Here is a 21,294-nt window from a genome sequence, read left to right as displayed (position 1 = left end):
GCCGAAGGTCCCGGGCCCGGACCGGGCCGTACCCACTATTCCGCGTAGTAACGGACAAAACCCCTGTGCGTCATGTCACCGGGCGACGAGATCCACTCGGCCGGGATTGTGACGCCCGCTACTGCCCCGGCTCCTCGCGGGCCCGCTCGGGGCCTACTCGTGGGCCCTACTCGTGGGCCCTGCTCGTGGGCCCTGCTCGTGGGCGCGCGAAAGGGGCTGCCCCGGGACCGTGGGTACGGTTCCGGGGCAGCCCCTGTGAAGCGTGCCGGAGGGGCAGGCCCGCCCGAGGGCGGACCCGCCCGGAGGCTACGCCTCCTTGCTCAGGTTCGGGCCCGCGCCGCCACCGGCGGCGGACTCGATCGGCGGCACGTCGGGCAGTGCCGCCTTCTCCTCGCCGCGGAAGGTGAACGTGGCGGTCTCGCCCTCGCCCTCCGTGTCGACGACCACGATGTGGCCGGGACGCAGCTCGCCGAAGAGGATCTTCTCGGAGAGGGTGTCCTCGACCTCGCGCTGGATCGTGCGCCGCAGCGGACGCGCGCCGAGCACCGGGTCGTAGCCCTTCTTCGCGAGCAGCTCCTTCGCGGACTGGGAGAGCTCGATGCCCATGTCCCGGTCCTTGAGACGCTCGTCCACCTTGGTGATCATCAGGTCGACGATCTGGAGGATGTCGTCCTGGCTGAGCTGCGGGAAGACGACGACGTCGTCCACGCGGTTCAGGAACTCCGGGCGGAAGTGCTGCTTCAGCTCGTCGCTGACCTTGTTCTTCATCCGCTCGTAGTTGGACTTCGTGTCGCCCTGGGCCGCGAAGCCGAGGTTGAAGCCCTTCGAGATGTCACGGGTGCCGAGGTTGGTCGTCATGATGATGACCGTGTTCTTGAAGTCGACGACCCGGCCCTGGGAGTCGGTCAGACGACCGTCCTCCAGGATCTGCAGGAGCGAATTGAAGATGTCCGGGTGGGCCTTCTCCACCTCGTCGAAAAGGACGACGGAGAACGGCTTGCGGCGGACCTTCTCGGTCAGCTGGCCGCCCTCTTCGTAACCCACGTAACCGGGGGGCGAACCGAAGAGACGCGAGACCGTGTGCTTCTCGCTGAACTCCGACATGTCGAGGGAGATCAGCGCGTCCTCGTCGCCGAAGAGGAATTCGGCGAGCGCCTTGGACAGCTCGGTCTTACCGACACCGGACGGGCCCGCGAAGATGAACGAACCACCCGGGCGCTTCGGGTCCTTCAGACCCGCACGCGTACGCCGGATCGCCTTCGAGAGCGCCTTGACGGCGTCCTTCTGACCGATGACGCGCTTGTGGAGCTCGTCCTCCATGCGCAGCAGACGCGAGGACTCCTCCTCCGTCAGCTTGAAGACCGGAATGCCGGTGGCGGTCGCGAGGACCTCGGCGATCAGCTCGCCGTCGACCTCGGCGACGACGTCCATGTCGCCGGCCTTCCACTCCTTCTCGCGCTTGGCCTTCGCCGCGAGCAGCTGCTTCTCCTTGTCGCGGAGAGAGGCCGCCTTCTCGAAGTCCTGGGAGTCGATGGCCGACTCCTTGTCGCGGCGCACGCCCGCGATCTTCTCGTCGAACTCGCGGAGGTCCGGCGGCGCGGTCATCCGGCGGATGCGCATCCGGGAGCCCGCCTCGTCGATCAGGTCGATCGCCTTGTCGGGGAGGAAGCGGTCCGAGATGTAGCGGTCCGCCAGCGTCGCCGCCTGGACGAGGGCCTCGTCGGTGATGGAGACGCGGTGGTGGGCCTCGTAGCGGTCGCGCAGGCCCTTGAGGATCTCGATGGTGTGCGGCAGCGACGGCTCCGCGACCTGGATGGGCTGGAAGCGGCGCTCCAGGGCCGCGTCCTTCTCCAGGTGCTTGCGGTACTCGTCGAGCGTGGTCGCACCGATGGTCTGGAGCTCACCGCGGGCCAGCATCGGCTTCAGGATCGAAGCGGCGTCGATGGCGCCCTCGGCGGCACCCGCACCCACGAGCGTGTGCAGCTCGTCGATGAACAGGATGATGTCGCCGCGGGTGCGGATCTCCTTGAGGACCTTCTTCAGGCGCTCCTCGAAGTCACCGCGGTACCGGGAGCCGGCGACCAGCGCGCCCAGGTCGAGGGTGTAGAGGTGCTTGTCCTTGAGGGTCTCCGGCACCTCGCCCTTGACGATGGCCTGGGCCAGGCCCTCGACGACGGCGGTCTTGCCGACGCCGGGCTCGCCGATGAGCACCGGGTTGTTCTTGGTGCGGCGGGACAGCACCTGCATGACCCGCTCGATCTCCTTCTCGCGCCCGATCACCGGGTCGAGCTTGGACTCACGGGCGGCCTGGGTGAGGTTCCGGCCGAACTGGTCGAGCACCAGGGACGTGGAGGGCGTGCCCTCGGCAGGACCGCCGGCGGTGGCGGTCTCCTTGCCCTGGTAGCCGGAGAGCAGCTGGATGACCTGCTGCCGCACCCGGTTGAGATCGGCGCCCAGCTTGACGAGGACCTGGGCGGCGACGCCCTCGCCCTCGCGGATCAGGCCGAGCAGGATGTGCTCCGTGCCGATGTAGTTGTGGCCCAGCTGAAGGGCCTCGCGGAGCGAGAGCTCCAGGACCTTCTTGGCACGGGGGGTGAAGGGGATGTGCCCGGACGGAGCCTGCTGGCCCTGCCCGATGATCTCCTCCACCTGCTGGCGGACCGCCTCGAGCGAAATCCCGAGGCTCTCCAGGGCCTTAGCGGCGACACCCTCGCCCTCGTGGATCAAGCCCAGGAGGATGTGCTCGGTGCCGATGTAGTTGTGGTTGAGCATCCGGGCTTCTTCCTGAGCCAGGACGACAACCCGCCGCGCGCGGTCGGTGAACCTCTCGAACATCGTTAATCGCTCCTCAGAGCGGTCAGGCAGTAAAGGGGTCGGTCCCCTCCCTGTCCTTCCGCAGCTTAGTCCCGCAAGCGGGGACCGCTCATTCCATCTGCCGACACCCGGACCCCTTCTCGGAGGATCTCCTGACCCCGAACGCCGACATCTGCTCCAACCCGATGGTGCGAGACGATGTTCCCGCAGGCCAGGCAGTTACCCTCACCATCACTACGCCGATGGCGAACGGAGAACCGCCGGAGCCGCGTGTCGCCCCTCCCCACTAGGGATGTCTTACCCGTTACGACTGACACTCCATGCGGCGCGCCCTGGTTCCCTCAGCTACGGGCGAACACCCTTGCGCCGCCGAAGACGTCCGCACGCCCCATTTCCGGACACGTATCGCACTCGTTCAGCCACGGCGCGTAACCCGGGAACCGTTTCGGCTGTTGCCCGGACATGGCCCCCATGGTTCCCCAGCCCCGCAGGACGTACGAGAGCGACCCGGTGCGGCAGTGGTACGAGAACGAGCTCGGCTGGGCGACCGCGCCCGGCCCCGGACCCGGCCGGGCGCGCCTGGTGACAGGACTGCGCTTCGACGTACTGGAACTGCCCGCGGAGGCGGGGTTCGCTGCGCTGCGCCATCTCGGGCCGAAGGCTCCGGTGGCGCTGCGCGGAGAAACGATGCGGCTGCTGATCGGCGCGGGTGGCGCCGACGAGCTGCCGGGGCTGCTCGACTGGCTGGAGTGGGGGGACATCCCCCTCGGCCTCACCGCGGTCGGGGCGGGCGGCCTGATCGAGGCGCCCACGCCTCCGGGGTGGTCCGGTCCGCTGGGGGCCGCTGTCTGGCTGCGGCCCCCGGAGCCCGGGTGCGAGGTGGAGCCGACGCTGCCGGCGCCGCTGTCCCTGCCCGCTGCGGGGAGGGGCGGGACGGTGCACCACAGCGACCCCGCCGTGGGCTCCGATCTCGTACGACTCGTCGACACGGCGGCGACGCAGTGCCACCGCGTCCGGCTGCGGCGTCGCAGCCGTCAGCCGTTGGCCTTCTCGTAGGCCTCGCGGATGGACGCGGGGACGCGGCCGCGGTCGTTGACCTCGAAACCGTTCTCCTTCGCCCAGGCGCGGATCGCCGCGGTGTCCTGACCGCCGCTCGACGCCGCGGCGCGCGTCTTGCCGCGGCCGCCGGAGCCACGGCCGCCGGTACGGCGGCCGGCCTTGACGAAGTCCTCAAGGGCGCCACGGAGCTTGTCCGCGTTGGCCGTGGTGAGGTCGATCTCGTAGGACTTGCCGTCCAGCGCGAACGTCACGGTCTCGTCCGCCTCGCCGCCGTCGAGGTCATCGACAAGAAGGACCTGAACCTTCTGTGCCACCGGATTTCCTTTCATCGATAACTTCAAGGCCGGACCGCACGGCGTGCGCCGCCGAATCGCGGCCCCTGTTATATGCAGTACTGCAGTACGTCGGAAAGCAAACCGCTTTTGCCGGAAAAACACAAACCCCTGGGAGAGATCCGCGGCCCCGAGAAGCCCGGAAACATGCGCGTTTCGGACATAGGGCACCAGGGCAGGAGGCGGTCACGGAATACCACCGAGACGATCACAGATGCAGAAGCATCCGGCTGTTGCCCAAGGTGTTCGGTTTCACTCGTTCGAGACCGAGGAACTCCGCGACGCCCTCGTCATAGGAACGCAGGAGCTCGCTGTAGACATCTCCGTCGACCGGAGTCTCGCCGATCTCCACGAAGCCGTGCTTGCCGAAGAAGTCGACTTCGAAGGTGAGACAGAAAACCTTGCGCACGCCGAGCCAACGGGCGGTCTGCAGCAACTTCCCCAACAGCTGGTGCCCTACTCCGGCTCCCCTGACCTCGGGATTCACCGCGAGCGTCCGGACTTCCGCGAGGTCTTCCCACATCACGTGCAGTGCGCCGCAGCCGACCAACTCGGCGTTGTCGTCGCGTTCCGCCACCCAGAACTCCTGGATGTCCTCGTAAAGCGTCACGGTCGCTTTGTCCAGGAGGATGCGCTCGCGGACGTACGAGTCCAGGAGCCCGCGCACGGCCGGCACATCGGAGGTTCGCGCCCTGCGGACGGAGACCGCTTTTGACGTGCGTTCGCTGAGTTCGGGTCCCTCTGCTGCCATGGGCGGACGCTATCGCTCTGGGTCGCGGTCGGCGTCGCCGGGGTTCTCCGGGCCTTGGGGGACCGGGCCTTGGACGGTCGACTCTTGGGCGGTCGGTTCTTGGGCGGCCGGGCCTTGGACAACCGGTTCCGGGGCGGTCGGTTCTTGGGTGGCCGGGCCCTGGACGATACGCATCGCGTCGCTGAGTGCCGCGCGCTGTTCCGCCGACATCATGCCGAAGAAGGCGACGAGCGCGGCGGCGGGGTTGTCGCTCCGCGACCAGGCTTCGTTCATCAGTGCGGCGGCGTAGGCCGCGCGTGTGGAGACCGCCTCATATCGATAGGCCCGGCCTTCCGCTTCGCGGCGCACCCAGCCCTTCTGATGGAGATTGTCCAAAACGGTCATGACGGTCGTGTAGGCGATGGACCGTTCCTGCTGAAGGTCTTCCAGGACTTCTCGAACGGTCACGGGGCGGTTCCACTTCCACACACGTGTCATGACGGCGTCTTCGAGATCTCCCAATGGACGAGGCACAGCAGAACAATAGTGGGAGAAGGGACTATCAGCACTATCGGCACGAAGTGTATTTACGTGACAAAAAGGGCGTACGACTCGTGTGTGTCGAGTCGTACGCCCTTTTGGCGGGGTGGATGCCAGGCCGTGAGGCTGCCGAGGGGTGCGGGGAGCCGTGGGCCGGCGGGCCGTGGCCGGTCCCGGGGGCGGCCCGGGGCGGCCCAGAAGGCCGAGGGCCGGGGCCGGACGGAGCGGGCCGGGGGCTGCTCAGGCGCCGCCGGTCTCCGGGGTGCGGCGGGCGGCCTCGGCGCGGCTGATCGCGTCCGCGGCCGCGTCCTCCTTGGCCTTGTTGGCGCCGCCCTGGGTCTTCACGATCGTCACGATGAGACCGCCGAAGAACACGGCCATCACTACGGGGGGCACGAGCGCGGAAACGTAGTCCATGCCCTCCAGAGTAGCTAGCCCGCGGCGCGCTGGTGCGGGGGGCCCGCGGGTGTCGCGGGCGTTCCCGGTGCCGCCGGGCGCCGCTTCGGCGGGAAGACCTCCGCCGGGGTCGGGACCGGGCGGGCCGGCTCCTGGGCGGGGGCCGGCGGGCGTCCGGCCGGCGCGGAGGCGGGCGCGGCCTCGTCACCCGCCGCGGTACGGCCGCCGGGCAGGGCGAGCAGGTGCGAGCGGGACGCGGGGACGACGGGCCGCTCCGGTGCCGCCGGTACGGTCCGGCCCGCGAGGCGGGCGCGTACGGCCTCCTCGGTGAGGGAGCGGCAGCGGTCGAGCAGCGCGGCGGCCTTGGCGTTGCCCCGCAGGGCGCGGAGTGCGGCGAGGTCGTCGGGGCCCGGCCGGTAGCCGGTGCCCAGGACGTCGGCGAGGAGCGCGAGGTAGCCGGAGGCGGTGCCGGGGAGTCCCGCGCGGTAGCGGGCGAGGTCCGCCACCAGGAAGGCGCGCAGTCTGGCGCCCTCGCTCAGGGCCTCGTCGACCGATTCGGCGAGGCGGAGGCAGTCCTGGATGTCCTCGTCGGAGGCGGGGCGTGGATGCAGGGCGAGGGCCAGGGCACGACGGAGCACACGCAGCTCCTCCGCGCTGAAGGCCATACCGCCGCGGGAACCGTAGGGCGTGGGCATGAGTTGACGATAAGCGCAAGTCGGACAAAATCGGCTTAACGCCCTTTTGGCGGCGCGGCGGGTTCTGGCGGGGCGCCTTCAGCGGTGGGGGCGGCTTTGGCTGGGGGTGGCTTTCGCGGTGGAGGCGGCTGGGCTGGCCTTCCGGCGGTTGGCGGCTGTGCGGTCTCTGTGCGGGGCGCGCTTTTGCCGCTGCGGGGTGCGGCGTTCGGCCGCTGCCGGGCGCGGCGTTCGGCCGCTGCGGGGCTTGTCCACCTTGCTGCGGAGCGCGGCCACCAGCCGGGCGCTGGGCCGTTGCGTTGTGGCTGCGGGGTGAGCCGTTCAGCCGCTGCGGGGCTGGTCCACCTCGCTGCGGAGCGCGGCCACCAGCCGGGCGCTGGGCCGTCGCTGCGGGGTGCGCCATCCGGCCGTTGCGGGATCTGTGGGGCGCGGGGTCCTGGCTTGGTCACTGGGCCGGCGCCACGCGATGCGGGGCGCGCCATCCGGCCCGTTGCGGGGCGGGGCCGCGGGGGTATGTGCGTGCTCGCCATCTTTGCCTGGGCGTTCGGCCGAATGGGCGAAGTCACGCGGAATCCCTGTGCTGCGCTCGCACATACCCCCACGTCCCCTCCGGTCGGAACGGCGCCTGCGGGTGCGTGGGGGCCTTGCGTGGGGGCCTTGCTTGCTCGTCCTGGCCGCCGCAGCACGACTACGGGCGACCGTCGCGGTCACCGACCCGCTCCTGGATGCCGACATGCCCTGTCCGCTATGGGCCACCCCTACGGCGAGACCCACCCAGCCCCGCCGTCACCCATCCCCTGCGGGCAGCCCCTCCCGCCCCCGTCACCCATCCCCTGCGGCAGCACCCGTCACTGCCGTTTCCGTTGCCCCTCCCCCTGCGGGGAGACCAACCCGCCCCTCCCTCGCCGCGTCAGCCGCGGGGAAACGGGCGGGTGGGTGGGAGAGGTTCCGCCGCGGAGCGGCGGGGTTGTTGGTGGCGGGGGAAAAGCCGGGGTGAGGGGTGGACCGCCGAGGGGGGAAGCGTTGGGGGCCCAGGGGCCAGTCATGGGCGGGGGGTGTTCCGGGCGTAGACCAGGCGGAGGCCGATCAGCGTGAGCCAGGGCTCGTGCTCGTCGATGACCGAGGCCTCGCCGAGCACCATGGGGGCCAGGCCACCCGTGGCGATGACCGTGACGTCGTCGGGGTCGCCCCCCGGGCCCGCCAGCTCCCGTGCCATCCGGTTGACGACCCCGTCGACCTGGCCCGCGAAGCCGTACAGGATGCCCGCCTGCATGGCCTCCACCGTGTTCTTGCCGATGACACTGCGGGGGCGGGCCAGTTCGATCTTGCGGAGCTGCGCGCCCCGTACGCCGAGCGCCTCCACGGAGATCTCGATGCCGGGGGCGATGACGCCCCCCGCGTACTCCCCGCGGGCGGACACCGCGTCGAAGGTCGTCGCGGTGCCGAAGTCGACGACGATCGCGGGGCCTCCGTAGAGCTCGACCGCCGCGACCGCGTTGATGATGCGGTCGGCGCCGACCTCCTTGGGGTTGTCCATGAGGATCGGGACGCCGGTCTTGATGCCGGGTTCGACGAGGACGGCGGGGACGTCTCCGTAGTAGCGGCGGGTGACCTCGCGCAGTTCGTGCAGGACCGAGGGGACGGTGGAGCAGATGGCGATGCCGTCGATGCCGTCGCCCAGCTCGTCGCCGAGCAGGGGGTGCATGCCCATGAGGCCGTGGAGCAGCACGGCCAGTTCGTCCGCCGTGCGGCGCGCGTCCGTGGAGATGCGCCAGTGCTCGACGATGTCCTCGCCGTCGAAGAGGCCGAGGACGGTGTGGGTGTTGCCGACGTCGATCGTGAGGAGCATCAGTCGCGCACCGCTTCCCGCAGGTCGAGACCGATGTCCAGGATCGGGGAGGAGTGCGTGAGGGCGCCCACCGCGAGGTAGTCGACGCCCGTCTCCGCGTACGCGCGGGCGTTCTCCAGGGTGAGGCGGCCCGAGGATTCGAGGAAGGCGCGGCCGGACACGATCGCGACGGCCTCCGCCGTCTCGCCGGGCGTGAAGTTGTCCAGGAGGATCAGGTCGGCGCCCGCGTCGACGACCTCGCGGAGCTGGTGGAGCGTGTCGACCTCGACCTCGATCGGCACCTCGGGGAACTGCGCGCGCACGGCCTTGAAGGCCTCGGTGACGCCGCCCGCCGCGACCACGTGGTTGTCCTTGACCAGGGCCGCGTCGGAGAGCGACATGCGGTGGTTGACGCCGCCGCCCATGCGGACCGCGTACTTCTCCAGGGCGCGGTAGCCGGGCGTGGTCTTGCGGGTGTCGCGGACCTTCGCCTTCGTACCGTCGAGGGCGTCGGCCCACGCGCGCGTGGCGGACGCGATGCCGGAGAGGCGGCACAGGATGTTCAGCGCGCTGCGCTCGGCGGTGAGGAGGTCGCGGGTGCGGGTGGTGATCGAGAGCAGCTTGTCGCCCGCCTCCACCCTGTCGCCGTCCTCCACGTGGCGCTCCACCTCGAACTCGTCCTCGCAGACGACGGAGACGACCGCCTCGGCGACGCGCAGGCCGGCCACGGTTCCCGCCTCGCGGGCGACGAAGTCCGCGGTGGCGACGGCGTCCTCGGGGATGGTGGCGACGGTGGTGACGTCCACGCCGCCCGCCAGGTCCTCCTCGATGGCCATGTGCGCGATGTCCTCGACCTGGAGCGGGTCGAGGCCCGCCTCGGCGAGGAGCCATGCGAGAGCGGGGTCGAGGCCGCACTCCAGGGGGTCGAACGCGTCGTCCCCGCCGCAGCCGCAGGCATCGCCGCAGCCGCCGCCGGTCGGGGCGAGGGGGAGGTCGTCGGGGGTGCTCACGGTCACTGCTCCTGGGGAGTGGGGCGGGTCGTCGGAGGGAAGTCGGGGGTCCGCGTGGTGTGGGCCGCCAGGGTGCGGTCCGGGTTCAGGCGTACGACGATGTGGCGCCGCCAGGCGGCGTCGTCGCGGTCGGCGTGGTCCTCGCGCCAGTGGCAGCCGCGGGTCTCCTCGCGGCGCTGGGCGGCGGCGACCAGGACGCGGGCCACGCACAGGAGGTTGGTCGTCTCCCAGGTGTCGACGCCGGGCTCGGCGGTCTTTCCGTCGTCGGCGAGGGCACCCGCGGCCTCGGCGTGGATACGGGCCAGGCGGGCCGCCGCCTCGCTGAGGGAGTCGGCGGAACGCAGCACTCCGGCGCCCTCGGTCATGACGCGCTGGATGGTGAAGCGGGCCTCGGGGGGCAGCAGGGGGTGCGTCGGTGTCTCCGGCTGCGCCACGGGGGCGGGCACGCCCGCGTGGAGGTCGCCCGCCGCGTGCCGTGCCGTGATGTCGGCGGCGATGCGCTCGGCGTAGACCAGACCTTCGAGCAGGGAGTTGGAGGCCAGGCGGTTGGCGCCGTGCACGCCGGTGCAGGCGACCTCGCCGCAGGCGTACAGGCCAGGGACGGTGGTGCGGCCGTGCGGGTCCGTGCGGACTCCGCCCGAGGCGTAGTGCGCGGCGGGGGCGACCGGGATGGGCTCGGTGACCGGGTCGATGCCGTGGGCGCGGCAGGCGGCGAGGATCGTCGGGAAGCGGTTCTCCCACATGTCGGCGCCGAAGTGCCTGGCGTCGAGGTACATGTGGTCGGTGCCCCGCTCCTGCATGCGGCGCGTGATGCCCTTGGCGACGATGTCGCGGGGCGCCAGCTCGGCCAGTTCGTGCTGCCCCACCATGAAGCGCACGCCGTCGGCGTCCACCAGGTGCGCGCCCTCGCCCCTGACCGCCTCGGAGACCAGCGGCTGCTGGCCCTCCGCGTCCGTGCCGAGGAAGAGCACCGTGGGGTGGAACTGCACGAACTCCAGGTCGGAGACCTCCGCGCCCGCGCGCAGGGCGAGCGCGACGCCGTCTCCCGTGGAGACCGAGGGGTTGGTGGTCGCCGAGAAGACCTGGCCCATGCCGCCGGTCGCGAGGACCACGGCGGGGGCGTGGACGGCGCCCACGCCGTCGTGCTGGCCCTCCCCCATGACGTGCAGGGAGACGCCCGCGGTGCGGCCGTCGGCGTCGGTGAGCAGGTCGAGGACCAGGGCGTTCTCCACCGTGGGTATGCCTCGCGCGCGGACGGCCTCGACCAGGGCCCGGGAGATCTCCGCGCCGGTGGCGTCGCCGCCCGCGTGCGCGATGCGGCGGCGGTGGTGGCCGCCCTCGCGGGTCAGCTCGATGGCGCCCTCGGGGCCCGTGTCGAAGCGGGCGCCGGTCTCGATCAGCCTGCGTACGGCGTCGGGGCCCTCGGTGACGAGGATGCGTACGGCCTCTTCGTCGCAGAGGCCCACGCCGGCCACGAGGGTGTCGTCGAGGTGCTGTCCGGGGGTGTCGCCCTCGCCGAGGGCCGCGGCGATGCCGCCCTGGGCCCAGCGCGTGGAGCCGGCGTCGAGGCGGGCCTTGGTGACCACGACGGTCCTCAGTCCCGCCGCCTCGCACCGCAGGGCGGCGGTGAGGCCGGCCACGCCGGAGCCGACGACCACGATGTCGGCGTCGAGGGACCAGCCGGGGGCGGGCGCGTGCAGCCGTATTCCGGTGGCAGTCATACGGCGTCTCCGAAGGTGAGCGGGATGTTGTCGATCAGCCGGGTCGTGCCGACCTTGGCCGCGACGGCGAGGATGGCCTCGCCGGTGTGGCCGGGGCGGACCTCGCCGAAGTCGGCGGGGTCGACCAGCGCCACGTAGTCCAGCTCCAGCGGGGGCCGCAGGCGCGCGGCGTCGTCGAGGACGAGGCGGGCCGCCGCGACGACGGCCGCGGGGCCGCCGGAGGCCGAGGGGGTGGCGGACTCCGCCACGGCGTGGGCGTCGGCCGCCGCGCGGGACTCGCCCATGGCGTTCAGCGCGTCGGCACGCGCGCGTGAGGCGGGTGCGCTCGCGGCACGCGCGCGCAGGGCCTCCTGGGCGGCGTGCCGGTCGCGGCCCGCGAAGAGGGCCTGGGAGAGGGCGAGGGCGGTGCGCCGCTCGTCCGGCGAGAGGTAGCGGTTGCGGCTGGACAGGGCCAGGCCGTCGTCCTCGCGCACGGTGGGGACGCCGACGATCTCCGCGTCGAAGTTCAGGTCGCGTGCCATGCGGCGGATGAGGGCGAGCTGCTGGGCGTCCTTCTGGCCGAAGAGCGCGACGTCGGGCCGGGTGAGGTGCAGCAGCTTGGCGACGACGGTGAGCATGCCGTCGAAGTGGCCGGGGCGCGTGGCCCCTTCGAGGACGGTGCCCATGGGACCCGCGCTGACGCGGACCTGCGGCTCACCGCCCGGATACACCTCGTCGACGCCGGGGGCGAACACGGTGTCCGCGCCCGCCTGCTCGGCGATCTTGACGTCGGCGTCCAGGGTGCGCGGATAGCGGTCCAGGTCCTCGCCCGCGCCGAACTGCAGGGGGTTCACGAAGACGGTGACGACGACCTCGCCCTCGGGGCCCACGACGCGGCGGGCGGCGCGGATCAGCGAGGCGTGTCCTTCGTGCAGGGCGCCCATCGTCATGACGACGGCTCTGCGGCCTCCGCGCGCGCGTGCGCGCAGCGGCTCGGCGGTGTGCACCAGGGTGGTGGTCATCGCTTCCCGCCTCCGGTGCCGCCCGTCGGGCCGGTGCCGTCGGCGAGCACGCCGAGGAGGTCCTCGGCCAGCTCCGGCTTGAGCAGGCCGTGGGCGAGGGCGCGGTCGGCGGTGGCGCGGGCCATCGCGAGATACCCGGCGACGGTCTGCGGGGCGTGCTCGCGCAACTCGGCGACGTGGGCGGCGACCGTGCCCGCGTCGCCGCGCGCGACGGGACCGGTGAGCGCGGCGTCGCCCGACCGCAGCGCGTTGTCCAGGGCGGCGCCGAGCAGGGGGCCGAGCATGCGGTCGGGGGCCGTGACGCCGGCGTCGCGCAGCAGGTCCATGGCCTCGGCCACCAGCGTGACCAGGTGGTTCGCGCCGAGAGCGAGCGCCGCGTGGTAGAGCGGGCGGCTCTCCTCGGCGATCCACTCGGGCTCGCCGCCCATCTCGATGACCAGCGCCTCCGCGGCCAGCCGCAGCTCCTCGGGCGCGGTCACGCCGAAGGAGCAGCCGGCCAGGCGCTGCACGTCGACGGGGGTCCCCGTGAACGTCATGGCGGGGTGCAGGGCCAGCGGCAGGGCGCCGGCCCGCAGCGCCGGTTCGAGGACCTTCGTGCCGTACCGCCCCGAGGTGTGGACGAGGAGCTGGCCCTGGCGGATCGCCCCGGTCTCCGCGAGCCCCTCGACGAGGGCGGGCAGTGCGTCGTCGGGGACGGTCAGGAGCACCAGGTCCGCGCGGTCGAGGACCTCGGCGGGCGGGACGAGGGGGACGTCGGGCAGCAGGTCGGCGGCCCGCCGCACCGAGGCGTCGGACACCCCGGAGGCGGCCACCGGGCGGTGCCCGGCGAGCCGCAACGACGCGGCGAGCGCGGGTCCGACGCGGCCCGCTCCCACGACTCCGACCGTGAGCCTCGCGGGGCGGTCCCGCGGGTCCGGCTGATGCGATGCGTTCACGCGATGACGCCTTCCGTTCCAGTCCGCTCGGGGTACCGGACGATTTCTCGTCATGCTAACGCGATTGGCCGGTGCCACGTCTTCCGCTGTCCACAGGCTGTGGTTATCAGTGTGACCGGAACCGGCCGGGCGGGTCATGCTCTGGGCATGACTTCCCACGACGCGGCACAAGCGGCCCCGCGAGCCCACAGCGATCCCCCCGCCGACTCCCGGGACGCCACCGGCGACGCGACGGGGGTCACCGGCGAGGCGACGGGATCTACCGGCGCCCCGACGGGATCTGCCGGCGACGAGCCGGACGCGCAGGCGAGGCGCATCGCGGCGGCCCGCGGCGCCACCCGCATCCTGGACCGCTCGCACGCGCACGTCCCGCTCCTGGAACGCCTCTCCTCGCTCGCCGCCGCGGCCCCCGAGGTCGTCGGCCCGCAGGAGCCCGTGGACCTCTACGGGAACGGCGTCGTGGCCACCCTGGAGGACGAGGTCGCGCGCCTGCTCGGCAAGGAGGCCGCCGCCTTCTTCCCGACGGGCACCATGGCCCAGCAGGTCGCCCTGCGCTGCTGGGCGGGGCGTACGGGGAACGCGACCGTGGCGCTGCACCCCCTGGCGCATCCCGAGGTCCACGAGGGGGGCGCCCTCGGCGCGGTCAGCGGTCTGCGCACCGTGTGGCCGACGACGGAGCGGCGCCTGCCCACGGCCGACGAGGTGCGGGACGTCCCCGAGCCCTTCGGGACGCTGATGCTGGAACTGCCGCTCAGGGACGCCGGTTTCGTCCTCCCGGCGTGGGAGGAGCTCGAAGCGGTGGTGGCGGCGGCGCGCGAGCGGGACGCGGTCGTCCACTTCGACGGCGCCCGCCTGTGGGAGTGCCCCACCCACTTCGGCCGGCCCCTGACGGAGATCGCGGGCCTCGCGGACACCGTGTACGTGTCGTTCTACAAGTCCCTCGAAGGGCTGAGCGGAGCCGCGCTCGCGGGACCGCGCACGCTCGTCGACGAGGCGAAGGTCTGGCGCCACCGCTACGGCGGCCAGCTCTTCCAGCAGTTCCCCGCCGCCCTCTCGGCCCTGCTGGGCCTGCGGCGCGTACTGCCGCGGCTGCCCGAGTACGTCGCCCACGCGCGCGTGGTGGCGGACGCGCTGCGCGAGGGGTTCGCCGCCGCCGGGGTGCCGTGGTCGCGCGTGCTCCCCGAGCGCCCGCACACGCACCAGTTCCAGGTCTGGCTGCCGTACGAGTCCGACGTACTGAGCGGGGCCTCCCTCGGGCAGGCCGAGGAGACCAGGACCCAGCTGTTCGGACGGTGGTTCCCGGACGGGCCGCCCGGCCTCTCGGTCACGGAGGTCACCGTGACCGAGGAGGGACTGGCGTGGACGGCCGACGACGTCAAGGAAGCGGTCGCGGAGTTCGTGCGACGGCTCCCCGCCGGTGGAACGCGTCGCGGATGAGTCCGGCCAGCGCGGAGCGGACGCGGCCGCGTGCCGGGCGTTCCGCGATGACGGCCTTGAAGCGGCCGTAGTCGCGGACCTCCCGGACGGCCTGCCAGTCGTGGCGTCCCGGCGCGGGCGGCCTCGGCTCGCCGAGCCGGGCGGCGCGGTAGGTGTCGAGCAGGTGCTGCTGGGTGACGCTCATGACGTTCTGCCTCTCATGACAAATGGTACTTAACGGTCACTGATGGGCATCGATGGGTACCGGTGGGCATCGATGGGTCGAGCAGGTCCGGTCCGGTCCGTGCCGGTGGCCGGGGAGGCCGGGCCTGGGGCCGGGGCGCCGTACTGGTCGGTGTGACTGGGCGGCGGGACTGGTCGGCGGGGCTGATCGGCGGGGAGGGCGGGCCGGCCGCGGTGCCGGCCGGTCATCAGGTGCCGACCGGATTCCGGTTCCGTGCCGGCGGGGTACCGGTTCCGTGCCGGTCGGGGGTCTGGTTCCGTGCCGGTCGGATTCCGGTCCGATGGCGGTCGGGGGTCCGGCCCCATGGCGGTCGGGGGTCCGGTCCCGAGCCGGTCGGGGGTCCGGCCCCCTGCCCGTCGGGGGCCCGGTCCCGAGCCGGTCGGATTCCGGTCCCATGGCGGTCGTACGCCGGGGTCACGGCGGCTCTGCCGTGTCCGGCGATGACTCCACACTGCTCCCGCGGCGCCACCCCCGTCGCGTCGATTGACGACGCTCGTCAATCGACGGCCGCGCTGTCAGTGGGGCGGTGCACCATGGGGCCATGAGCGTGCGCATCGATATCACCGGGCTGGCCCCCGAGCGGATCCACGTCGTGCCCTCACCCCTGAACGAGCTGGGTATGGCGCTGCACGCGCTCTCCGAGCCGGGCCACCATCCGGGGCTCCAGGGCTGGGCCACGGCCGTCTCCGCGCGCCTCGACCCGTGCCTGGCCGACCGCATGTGCGAGGCCGACTTCCTGTGGCGCTCGACGTTCTCCGACGTGTTCGCGCCCTTCGCGGGGCTCCCGGGGCAGAGCGCGCTGCCCGGGGCCACGCTCGCCGAGGAGCTCGACCAGCTCGACAAGCTGACGGACGAGCAGTTCGTGGACGCCGCCCTGGAGTTCACCTGCCAGTCGACGTACACGGAGCCGGACCGCAATCTCCTGGCCGACCCCGCCGTGCAGCAGCGCGCGCTCGACCTGGCCGCCGCCCGCGGCCCCCACCAGGTGCTCTTCACCCGGCGGTTGCTCGACGACCCGCCCGCCGTCCGCACCTGGCTGCGCGGGCTGCTCCAGGACTGCGACGAGGCGTTCTTCGCCGACACCTGGGCCCGCCTGAGCCATCAACTCGCGGCGGACGCCCGGCACAAGACCGAGCTGCTGCGGCGCAGGGGCCTCGGCGAGGCGCTGAAGTCGATCTCCGGAGCGGTCTCCCTGGACGAGAGCGGCCACCGCATCACCGTCGACAAGGTCAGCGACGGGCAGACGACCACCGGCCAGGGCGGCCTGGTGTTCGTGCCGACCAGCCTCGGCTGGCCGCACCTCATGGTGCTGCACCGCAAGGACTGGCAGGCGTCGATCACGTATCCCGTGCGGGCCCCCGGCCTCTCGGCCCCGCCCACCGTGGAGCAGCTGACCCGCCGCATGTCCGCGCTCGCGCACCCGGTGCGCATGCGGCTCTGCCGCCACCTCGCGCGCGGGTCGTACACCACGGGCGAGCTGGCCGACGCGCACGGCATGACCGCCCCGGAGATATCCCGGCACCTGACGGTGCTGAAGAAGGCCGGTCTGATCACCACGCGCCGCCGCGGGCGCTATGTGCAGCACCAGCTCGACATCAGCGTGGTCTCCCGCCTCGGCAGCGACTTCATCGAGGGGGTCCTGCGCTAGGCCGGGGCGTCCCGCGCCGGGCCGCTCGGGCCGGCCCGGGCGCTTCGCCGGGGCCGGCCGCCCTCAGGCGCCGCCCCCGGCCCGCACCAGGCCCGTCTCGTAGGCGAGCACGACGACCTGGACCCGGTCCCGCAGGCCGAGCTTCGTCAGGATGCGGCCGACGTGGGTCTTCACGGTCGCCTCCGAGAGGACCAGCCGCGCGGCGATCTCACCGTTCGACAGGCCCTGCGCGACCAGGATCATGACCTCGCGCTCGCGGTCCGTCAGGCGTTCGAGTTCCTTGTGCTGCGGCTGCCCGCCGGCGTTCGGCAGCATCGGCGCGAAGCGGTCGAGCAGGCGCCGCGTGGTGGACGGCGCGACCACCGCGTCACCGCTGTGCACCGAGCGGATGGCGGTCAGCAGCTCGCCCGGGGGCACGTCCTTGAGCATGAAGCCGGACGCGCCCGCCTTGAGCCCCGAGAAGGCGTACTCGTCGAGGTCGAAGGTGGTCAGGATCAGCACCTTCGGCGGGTTGGGGCCCTGGCAGATCCGCCGGGTCGCCTCCACGCCGTCCAGCTTCGGCATGCGCACGTCCATCAGGACGACGTCGACCGCGGTCGAGCGCAGCACCTCAAGGGCCTCGACCCCGTCGCCCGCCTCCGCGACGACCTCCATGTCCGGCTGCGCGGCGAGCACCATCCGGAACCCGGTGCGCAGCAGCACCTGGTCGTCGACGAGCATCACGCGGATCGACATCAAGGAAATCCCTTCGGGGGCGGGTCGTTGACAGGTGTCATCGGGGGACGTCAATGTGCGGACTTCAGGGGCAGCAGGGCGCTGATCCGGAAGCCGCCGCCGGGGCGCGGGCCCGCGTCCAGCGTGCCGCCGACCATACCGACGCGCTCCCGCATGCCGATCAGGCCGTGGCCCCTTCCGTCGGCGCCGCCGTCCTCGTACAGCTCGTGCGGGGCGCCCTTGCCGTCGTCCTCGACGAGCAGCCCGAGGCCGTCGTCGAAGTAGACGAGGCGCACGCTCGCCCCGGCGTTCTCGCCGCCGTGCTTGCGCGTGTTCGTCAGCGCCTCCTGGACGATGCGGTACGCGGTGAGTTCGACGCCGCTCGGCAGCGGGCGGGGGGTTCCCTCGACCTTGTAGTCGACGGGCAGACCGGACGTGCGCACCTGCTCGATCAGCTCGTCGAGCTGCTCGACGTCGGGCTGCGGGACGTACTCGGAGCCCTCCTCGGGCTCCCCCGTCCGCAGCACGCCGAGCAGGCGGCGCATCTCCGCGAGGGCCTGGCGGCCGGTCCCCGAGATCGTCTCCAGGGCCTTCTTGGCCTGGTCGGGCGCGGCGTCGAGGACGTACGCGGCGCCGTCGGCCTGGACCACCATCACCGAGACGTTGTGCGCGACCACGTCGTGCAGCTCGCGCGCGATGCGCGCCCGCTCGGCCGCCACCGCGACCTTGGACTGCGCCTCGCGCTCCCTCTCCAGGCGGTCGGCGCGCTCCTCCAACTCGGCGAGGTAGGCGCGGCGGGTGCGGACGGAGTCGCCGAGGACCCAGGCGAGCGCAAAGGGCACTATCTGGAACGCCGTGACGAGGACGACGCCGGCGACGCCCATGTCCGCCGTGTGCCAGCGCATCATCGACAGCGGAGCCGCGCACAGGCCGCCGATCAGCGCGAACCGCGAGGCCCACCGCGCCCCGTCGGCCGCCGCCGTGTAGATGATCACCAGCATCGCGAAGTTCGCGGGCAGCGTCTCCACGTCGAAGACGAGCTGGAGGAAGCCGATGGCCGCGGCGAGCACCAGCATCCACTCCGGCTTCCGCCGGCGCAGCGCCACCACCAGGCAGAGCCCGAGGGCGAGCGGAACGGCCATGACGCCCGGGTCCCGGCCCGACCCCTCCAACATGGACACCAGAGCTATCCCGGAGATACCGAGCAGGATGACGGCCCAGGAGCCGTCCACCCATGTCGGGTGTCGTCGGAGGAAGTCATAGAGGCGCTGCACGTAACCCAGAGTAGGCAGGCCCGCAGCGCCCCGGGGTCAACCGGAGGTGCGATCCCCGTCGAGCGCGTGTACTCCCCAAGGTGGAGGCCCGCTTAGCCTGCGGTCGTGACGAACGACGAGCAGGCGAAGCGGACCGCCGTCCCGCGCGGCTGGCGCGAGGCCGCGGAGGCCGCTCTGTACGGGCCCGACGGCTTCTATCTCCGTACGGAAGGGCCCGCGGGACACTTCCGCACCTCCGTGCACGCATCGGCCCTGTACGCGACCGCCGTGGCGCGGCTCCTGTGCCGCCTGGACGGTGTGCTCGGGCATCCCGGCGAGCTCGCCTTCGTCGACATGGGCGCGGGCCGCGGGGAGCTGACGGCGGGCGTCCTGGCCGCGCTGCCCGCGGAAGTGGAGGCACGCGTGCGTGCGTACGCGGTGGAGCGCGCCGGGCGGCCCGCCGGGCTCGATCCGCGCGTGGAGTGGCGGGCGGCGCCCCCGGCCGGCGTCACGGGGCTGCTCTTCGCCAACGAGTGGCTGGACAACGTCCCCGTGGACGTCGCCGAAGTGGCCGCCGACGGCACCGTCCGCCGCGTCCTCGTCCGCGACGACGGCACCGAGTCGCTGGGCGGCCCCGTCGAGGGGCGGGACGCCCGCTGGCTCGCCCGCTGGTGGCCGCTGGGCGACGAGCCGGGCCTGCGGGCCGAGATCGGGCACCCCAGGGACGAGGCGTGGGCGGCGGCCGTGGCGGCCCTGGAGCGCGGCCTGGCGGTCGCCGTGGACTACGCGCACCTCCGGGGGGCCCGGCCGCCCTTCGGGACGCTCACGGGCTTCAGGGCGGGCCGTGAGGCGGCTCCCGTGCCGGACGGGAGCCGCGACATCACCGCGCACGTGGCGCTGGACGCCTGCGCCGCCGAAGGGGCCGCGCTGCTCACCCAGCGGGAGGCGCTCGGCGCGCTCGGGGTGAGCGGCGCCCGCCCGCCGCTGGCCCTGGCCTCCAGCGACCCGGCGGCCTACGTACGCGCGCTGGCCGGGGCCGGGGAGGCCGCCGAGCTGACGGCGCCCGGCGGGCTCGGGGACTTCCTGTGGCTGCTCCAGCCGGTCGGCGTCCCCGGACCGCCGCTCATTCCCTGAGGACCCGCACACCGGCCCCGACCCGCCGAGGCCGCCGAATCCGCCGAGGCCGCCGAATCCGCAGAGGCCGCCGGCCTACTTGTCGATGTCGCCGACCACGAAGAAGAGCGACCCCAGGATGGCCACCATGTCCGCGACCAACTGGCCCGGGAGCAGTTCGGTCAGCGCCTGGATGTTGTTGAACGAGGCCGAGCGCAGCTTCAGGCGGTACGGCGTCTTCTCGCCCTTGGAGACGAGGTAGTAGCCGTTGATCCCGAGGGGGTTCTCGGTCCACGCGTACGTGTGGCCCTCCGGGGCCTTGAGGACCTTCGGCAGGCGCTGGTTGACCGGACCCCGCGGCAGCTCCGCGAGCCGGTCGAGGCAGGCGTCGGCGAGGTCGAGGGCGTTGTGGGTCTGTTCCAGGAGGCACTCGAAGCGGGCCAGGCAGTCGCCCTCCTCGCGCGTGACGACCTTCAGGGTGTCCTGGAGTTCCCCGTACGCGAGGTAGGGCTCGTCGCGGCGCAGGTCGAAGTCGACCCCGGAGGCGCGGGCGATGGGCCCGCTCACTCCGTAGGCGTGCGCCGCGTCGGCCGTGAGGACGCCGACGCCGCGCGTACGGCCCCGGAAGATCTCGTTGCCGAGCACCAGGCGGTCGTACACGTCCATGCGGGAACGCACCGACGCGACGGCCGCACGCGCGCGTGCGGTCCACCCGGCGGGCATGTCCTCCTTGAGGCCGCCCACGCGGTTGAACATGTAGTGCATGCGGCCGCCGGACATCTCCTCCATGACGTTCTGCAGCTCCTCGCGCTCACGGAACGCGTGGAACACCGGGGTGATCCCGCCCAGTTCGAGGGGGTAGGAGCCGAGGAACATCAGGTGGTTGAGGACGCGGTTCAGCTCCGCGAGCAGCGTGCGTGTCCACACCGCGCGCTCGGGGACCTCCATGCCGAGCATCCGCTCGACGGCAAGGACGACGCCCAGCTCGTTCGAGAACGCCGAGAGCCAGTCGTGGCGATTGGCCAGCATCACGATCTGCCGGTAGTCCCGGGCCTCGAAGAGCTTCTCCGCACCGCGGTGCATATAGCCGATGACCGGCTCCGCGTGCTGGATGCGCTCGCCGTCCAGGACGAGGCGCAGGCGCAGCACACCGTGCGTGGACGGGTGCTGGGGGCCGATGTTGAGCACCATGTCGGTGCTCTCGGCCGCGCCGCCGATGCCGAGCGTGGTCTCCGTGGTGGTCTCCGTCGTGGGACTCATGCGCACAGTCTCTCGCACGCGCCCCGGGTGTCGGAGGTCGTACGTACGCTTGGTGCATGGACACGGGGACGGCAGGGCCCGCGGGACCGGCGGGGGCACACGAGGGACCGGTCTGGACGGGGCTGCCGCGCGGCGTCCTGAAGATGCGGCGGCTGCTGCTCGTGGTCTGGCTCGTGCCGCTCGCCGCGGCCGTCGGCGTGTTGCTCGGCCTGTTCGCGGGCCCTGCCTGGGCCGCCTTCGCCGTGCTGCCGCTCGCCGTGGCCGCCTGGGGCTGGCGGATGCTGGAGCGCAACTGGCGCTCGTGGCGGTACGCGGAGCGCGTCGACGACCTGCTGATCAGCCGGGGCGTGCTGTGGCGCGAGGAGACCGTCGTGCCGTACGGACGGATGCAGCTCGTGGAGGTGACGTCGGGCCCCGTGGAGCGGCACTTCGGACTCGCGGGCGTCCAGCTGCACACCGCCGCCGCGGCCACCGACGCGCGCATCCCGGGGCTGGTCCCCGAGGAGGCCGAGCGGCTGCGCGACCGGCTGACCGAGCTCGGCGAGGCCCGATCGGCGGGGCTGTGAGCGGCGACGCGTCCGTGCCGTA

At 72.6% G+C, this 21,294-nt stretch carries 20 protein-coding genes; 5 read left to right on the top strand and 15 right to left on the bottom strand.

Annotated features, from left to right (window positions below):
• Positions 1–306: 306 nt before the first annotated feature.
• On the bottom strand, positions 307–2,835 hold the full coding sequence (locus AB0I16_RS07370) for an ATP-dependent Clp protease ATP-binding subunit (RefSeq protein ID WP_363248329.1): 2,529 nt from the start codon (positions 2,833–2,835) through the stop codon (positions 307–309).
• 450 nt (positions 2,836–3,285) lie between these two features.
• On the opposite strand from AB0I16_RS07370, the gene AB0I16_RS07365 reads away from it, so the two are divergent.
• On the top strand, positions 3,286–3,870 hold the full coding sequence (locus tag AB0I16_RS07365; RefSeq protein WP_363248328.1) for an SCO3374 family protein: 585 nt from the start codon (positions 3,286–3,288) through the stop codon (positions 3,868–3,870).
• Here AB0I16_RS07365 and AB0I16_RS07360 read toward each other — a convergent pair.
• From AB0I16_RS07360 to AB0I16_RS07315, 10 genes are all read right to left on the bottom strand, one after another.
• Positions 3,849–4,187, bottom strand: a complete 339-nt coding sequence (locus tag AB0I16_RS07360; protein WP_062771622.1) for an Lsr2 family protein — start codon at positions 4,185–4,187, stop codon at positions 3,849–3,851. The genes AB0I16_RS07365 and AB0I16_RS07360 overlap by 22 nt on opposite strands.
• 226 nt (positions 4,188–4,413) lie before the next feature.
• On the bottom strand, positions 4,414–4,956 hold the full coding sequence (locus AB0I16_RS07355) for an amino-acid N-acetyltransferase (protein ID WP_363248327.1): 543 nt from the start codon (positions 4,954–4,956) through the stop codon (positions 4,414–4,416).
• A gap of 9 nt (positions 4,957–4,965) precedes the next feature.
• Positions 4,966–5,469 (bottom strand): BlaI/MecI/CopY family transcriptional regulator, encoded by a 504-nt coding sequence (locus AB0I16_RS07350; protein ID WP_363248326.1) that lies wholly within the window; start codon positions 5,467–5,469, stop codon positions 4,966–4,968.
• 246 nt (positions 5,470–5,715) lie between these two features.
• Positions 5,716–5,892 (bottom strand): hypothetical protein, encoded by a 177-nt coding sequence (locus AB0I16_RS07345; protein ID WP_363248325.1) that lies wholly within the window; start codon positions 5,890–5,892, stop codon positions 5,716–5,718.
• Positions 5,893–5,906: 14 nt separating this feature from the next.
• The gene (locus AB0I16_RS07340) at positions 5,907–6,536 is read right to left on the bottom strand and encodes a hypothetical protein (protein WP_363248367.1); all 630 of its coding nucleotides are present in this window, start codon (positions 6,534–6,536) and stop codon (positions 5,907–5,909) included.
• Positions 6,537–7,605: 1,069 nt separating this feature from the next.
• Positions 7,606–8,412, bottom strand: a complete 807-nt coding sequence (locus tag AB0I16_RS07335) for a type III pantothenate kinase (protein ID WP_363248324.1) — start codon at positions 8,410–8,412, stop codon at positions 7,606–7,608.
• Complete coding sequence (nadC, locus tag AB0I16_RS07330) at positions 8,412–9,407, bottom strand: carboxylating nicotinate-nucleotide diphosphorylase (RefSeq protein WP_363248323.1); 996 nt, start codon at positions 9,405–9,407, stop codon at positions 8,412–8,414. The genes AB0I16_RS07335 and nadC overlap by 1 nt, the downstream gene beginning before the upstream one ends.
• On the bottom strand, positions 9,404–11,122 hold the full coding sequence (locus AB0I16_RS07325; protein WP_363248322.1) for an L-aspartate oxidase: 1,719 nt from the start codon (positions 11,120–11,122) through the stop codon (positions 9,404–9,406). The genes nadC and AB0I16_RS07325 overlap by 4 nt, the downstream gene beginning before the upstream one ends.
• Positions 11,119–12,123, bottom strand: coding sequence for a pantoate--beta-alanine ligase (gene panC, locus AB0I16_RS07320; protein ID WP_363248321.1), 1,005 nt, complete (start codon positions 12,121–12,123; stop codon positions 11,119–11,121). The genes AB0I16_RS07325 and panC overlap by 4 nt, the downstream gene beginning before the upstream one ends.
• On the bottom strand, positions 12,120–13,058 hold the full coding sequence (locus AB0I16_RS07315; RefSeq protein ID WP_363248320.1) for a DUF2520 domain-containing protein: 939 nt from the start codon (positions 13,056–13,058) through the stop codon (positions 12,120–12,122). Before AB0I16_RS07315 ends, panC begins: the two co-directional genes overlap by 4 nt.
• Before the next feature lie 147 nt (positions 13,059–13,205).
• On the opposite strand from AB0I16_RS07315, the gene AB0I16_RS07310 reads away from it, so the two are divergent.
• Positions 13,206–14,495, top strand: coding sequence for a beta-eliminating lyase-related protein (locus AB0I16_RS07310; protein ID WP_363248319.1), 1,290 nt, complete (start codon positions 13,206–13,208; stop codon positions 14,493–14,495).
• Here AB0I16_RS07310 and AB0I16_RS07305 read toward each other — a convergent pair.
• Positions 14,434–14,679 carry a hypothetical protein gene (locus AB0I16_RS07305; RefSeq protein WP_363248318.1) on the bottom strand — a complete coding sequence of 82 codons (246 nt, stop codon included), beginning with the start codon at positions 14,677–14,679 and terminating at the stop codon, positions 14,434–14,436. The genes AB0I16_RS07310 and AB0I16_RS07305 overlap by 62 nt on opposite strands.
• 580 nt (positions 14,680–15,259) lie before the next feature.
• Here AB0I16_RS07305 and AB0I16_RS07300 point away from each other — a divergent pair.
• A complete protein-coding gene (locus tag AB0I16_RS07300) occupies positions 15,260–16,366 on the top strand; it encodes a DUF5937 family protein (protein ID WP_363248317.1) in 1,107 nt (368 codons plus the stop codon).
• Positions 16,367–16,429: 63 nt separating this feature from the next.
• Here the strand turns inward: AB0I16_RS07300 and AB0I16_RS07295 are convergent, their stop codons facing one another.
• Both AB0I16_RS07295 and AB0I16_RS07290 read right to left on the bottom strand, forming a co-directional pair.
• Positions 16,430–17,101 carry a response regulator transcription factor gene (locus tag AB0I16_RS07295; RefSeq protein ID WP_363248316.1) on the bottom strand — a complete coding sequence of 224 codons (672 nt, stop codon included), beginning with the start codon at positions 17,099–17,101 and terminating at the stop codon, positions 16,430–16,432.
• A gap of 50 nt (positions 17,102–17,151) precedes the next feature.
• Entirely contained in the window at positions 17,152–18,354 is a 1,203-nt protein-coding gene (locus AB0I16_RS07290; RefSeq protein WP_363248315.1) for a sensor histidine kinase, read from the bottom strand.
• 105 nt (positions 18,355–18,459) lie between these two features.
• On the opposite strand from AB0I16_RS07290, the gene AB0I16_RS07285 reads away from it, so the two are divergent.
• On the top strand, positions 18,460–19,467 hold the full coding sequence (locus AB0I16_RS07285; protein ID WP_363248314.1) for an SAM-dependent methyltransferase: 1,008 nt from the start codon (positions 18,460–18,462) through the stop codon (positions 19,465–19,467).
• A gap of 75 nt (positions 19,468–19,542) precedes the next feature.
• On the opposite strand, the gene AB0I16_RS07280 is transcribed toward AB0I16_RS07285, so the two are convergent.
• Entirely contained in the window at positions 19,543–20,706 is a 1,164-nt protein-coding gene (locus AB0I16_RS07280; protein WP_363248313.1) for an NADH-quinone oxidoreductase subunit D, read from the bottom strand.
• A 56-nt stretch (positions 20,707–20,762) separates the two neighbouring features.
• On the opposite strand from AB0I16_RS07280, the gene AB0I16_RS07275 reads away from it, so the two are divergent.
• Positions 20,763–21,272: a PH domain-containing protein gene (locus AB0I16_RS07275; protein WP_363248312.1), complete on the top strand. Its 510-nt coding sequence runs from the start codon at positions 20,763–20,765 to the stop codon at positions 21,270–21,272.
• The last annotated feature ends 22 nt before the right edge of the window (positions 21,273–21,294 follow it).

It is taken from the genome of Streptomyces sp. NPDC050703, assembly GCF_040654435.1.
In the GTDB taxonomy this organism is placed as follows: Bacteria; Actinomycetota; Actinomycetes; order Streptomycetales; family Streptomycetaceae; genus Streptomyces.
Note: the sequence above shows the minus strand (reverse complement) of the source record. Positions and strands in the feature narration are given on the sequence as shown.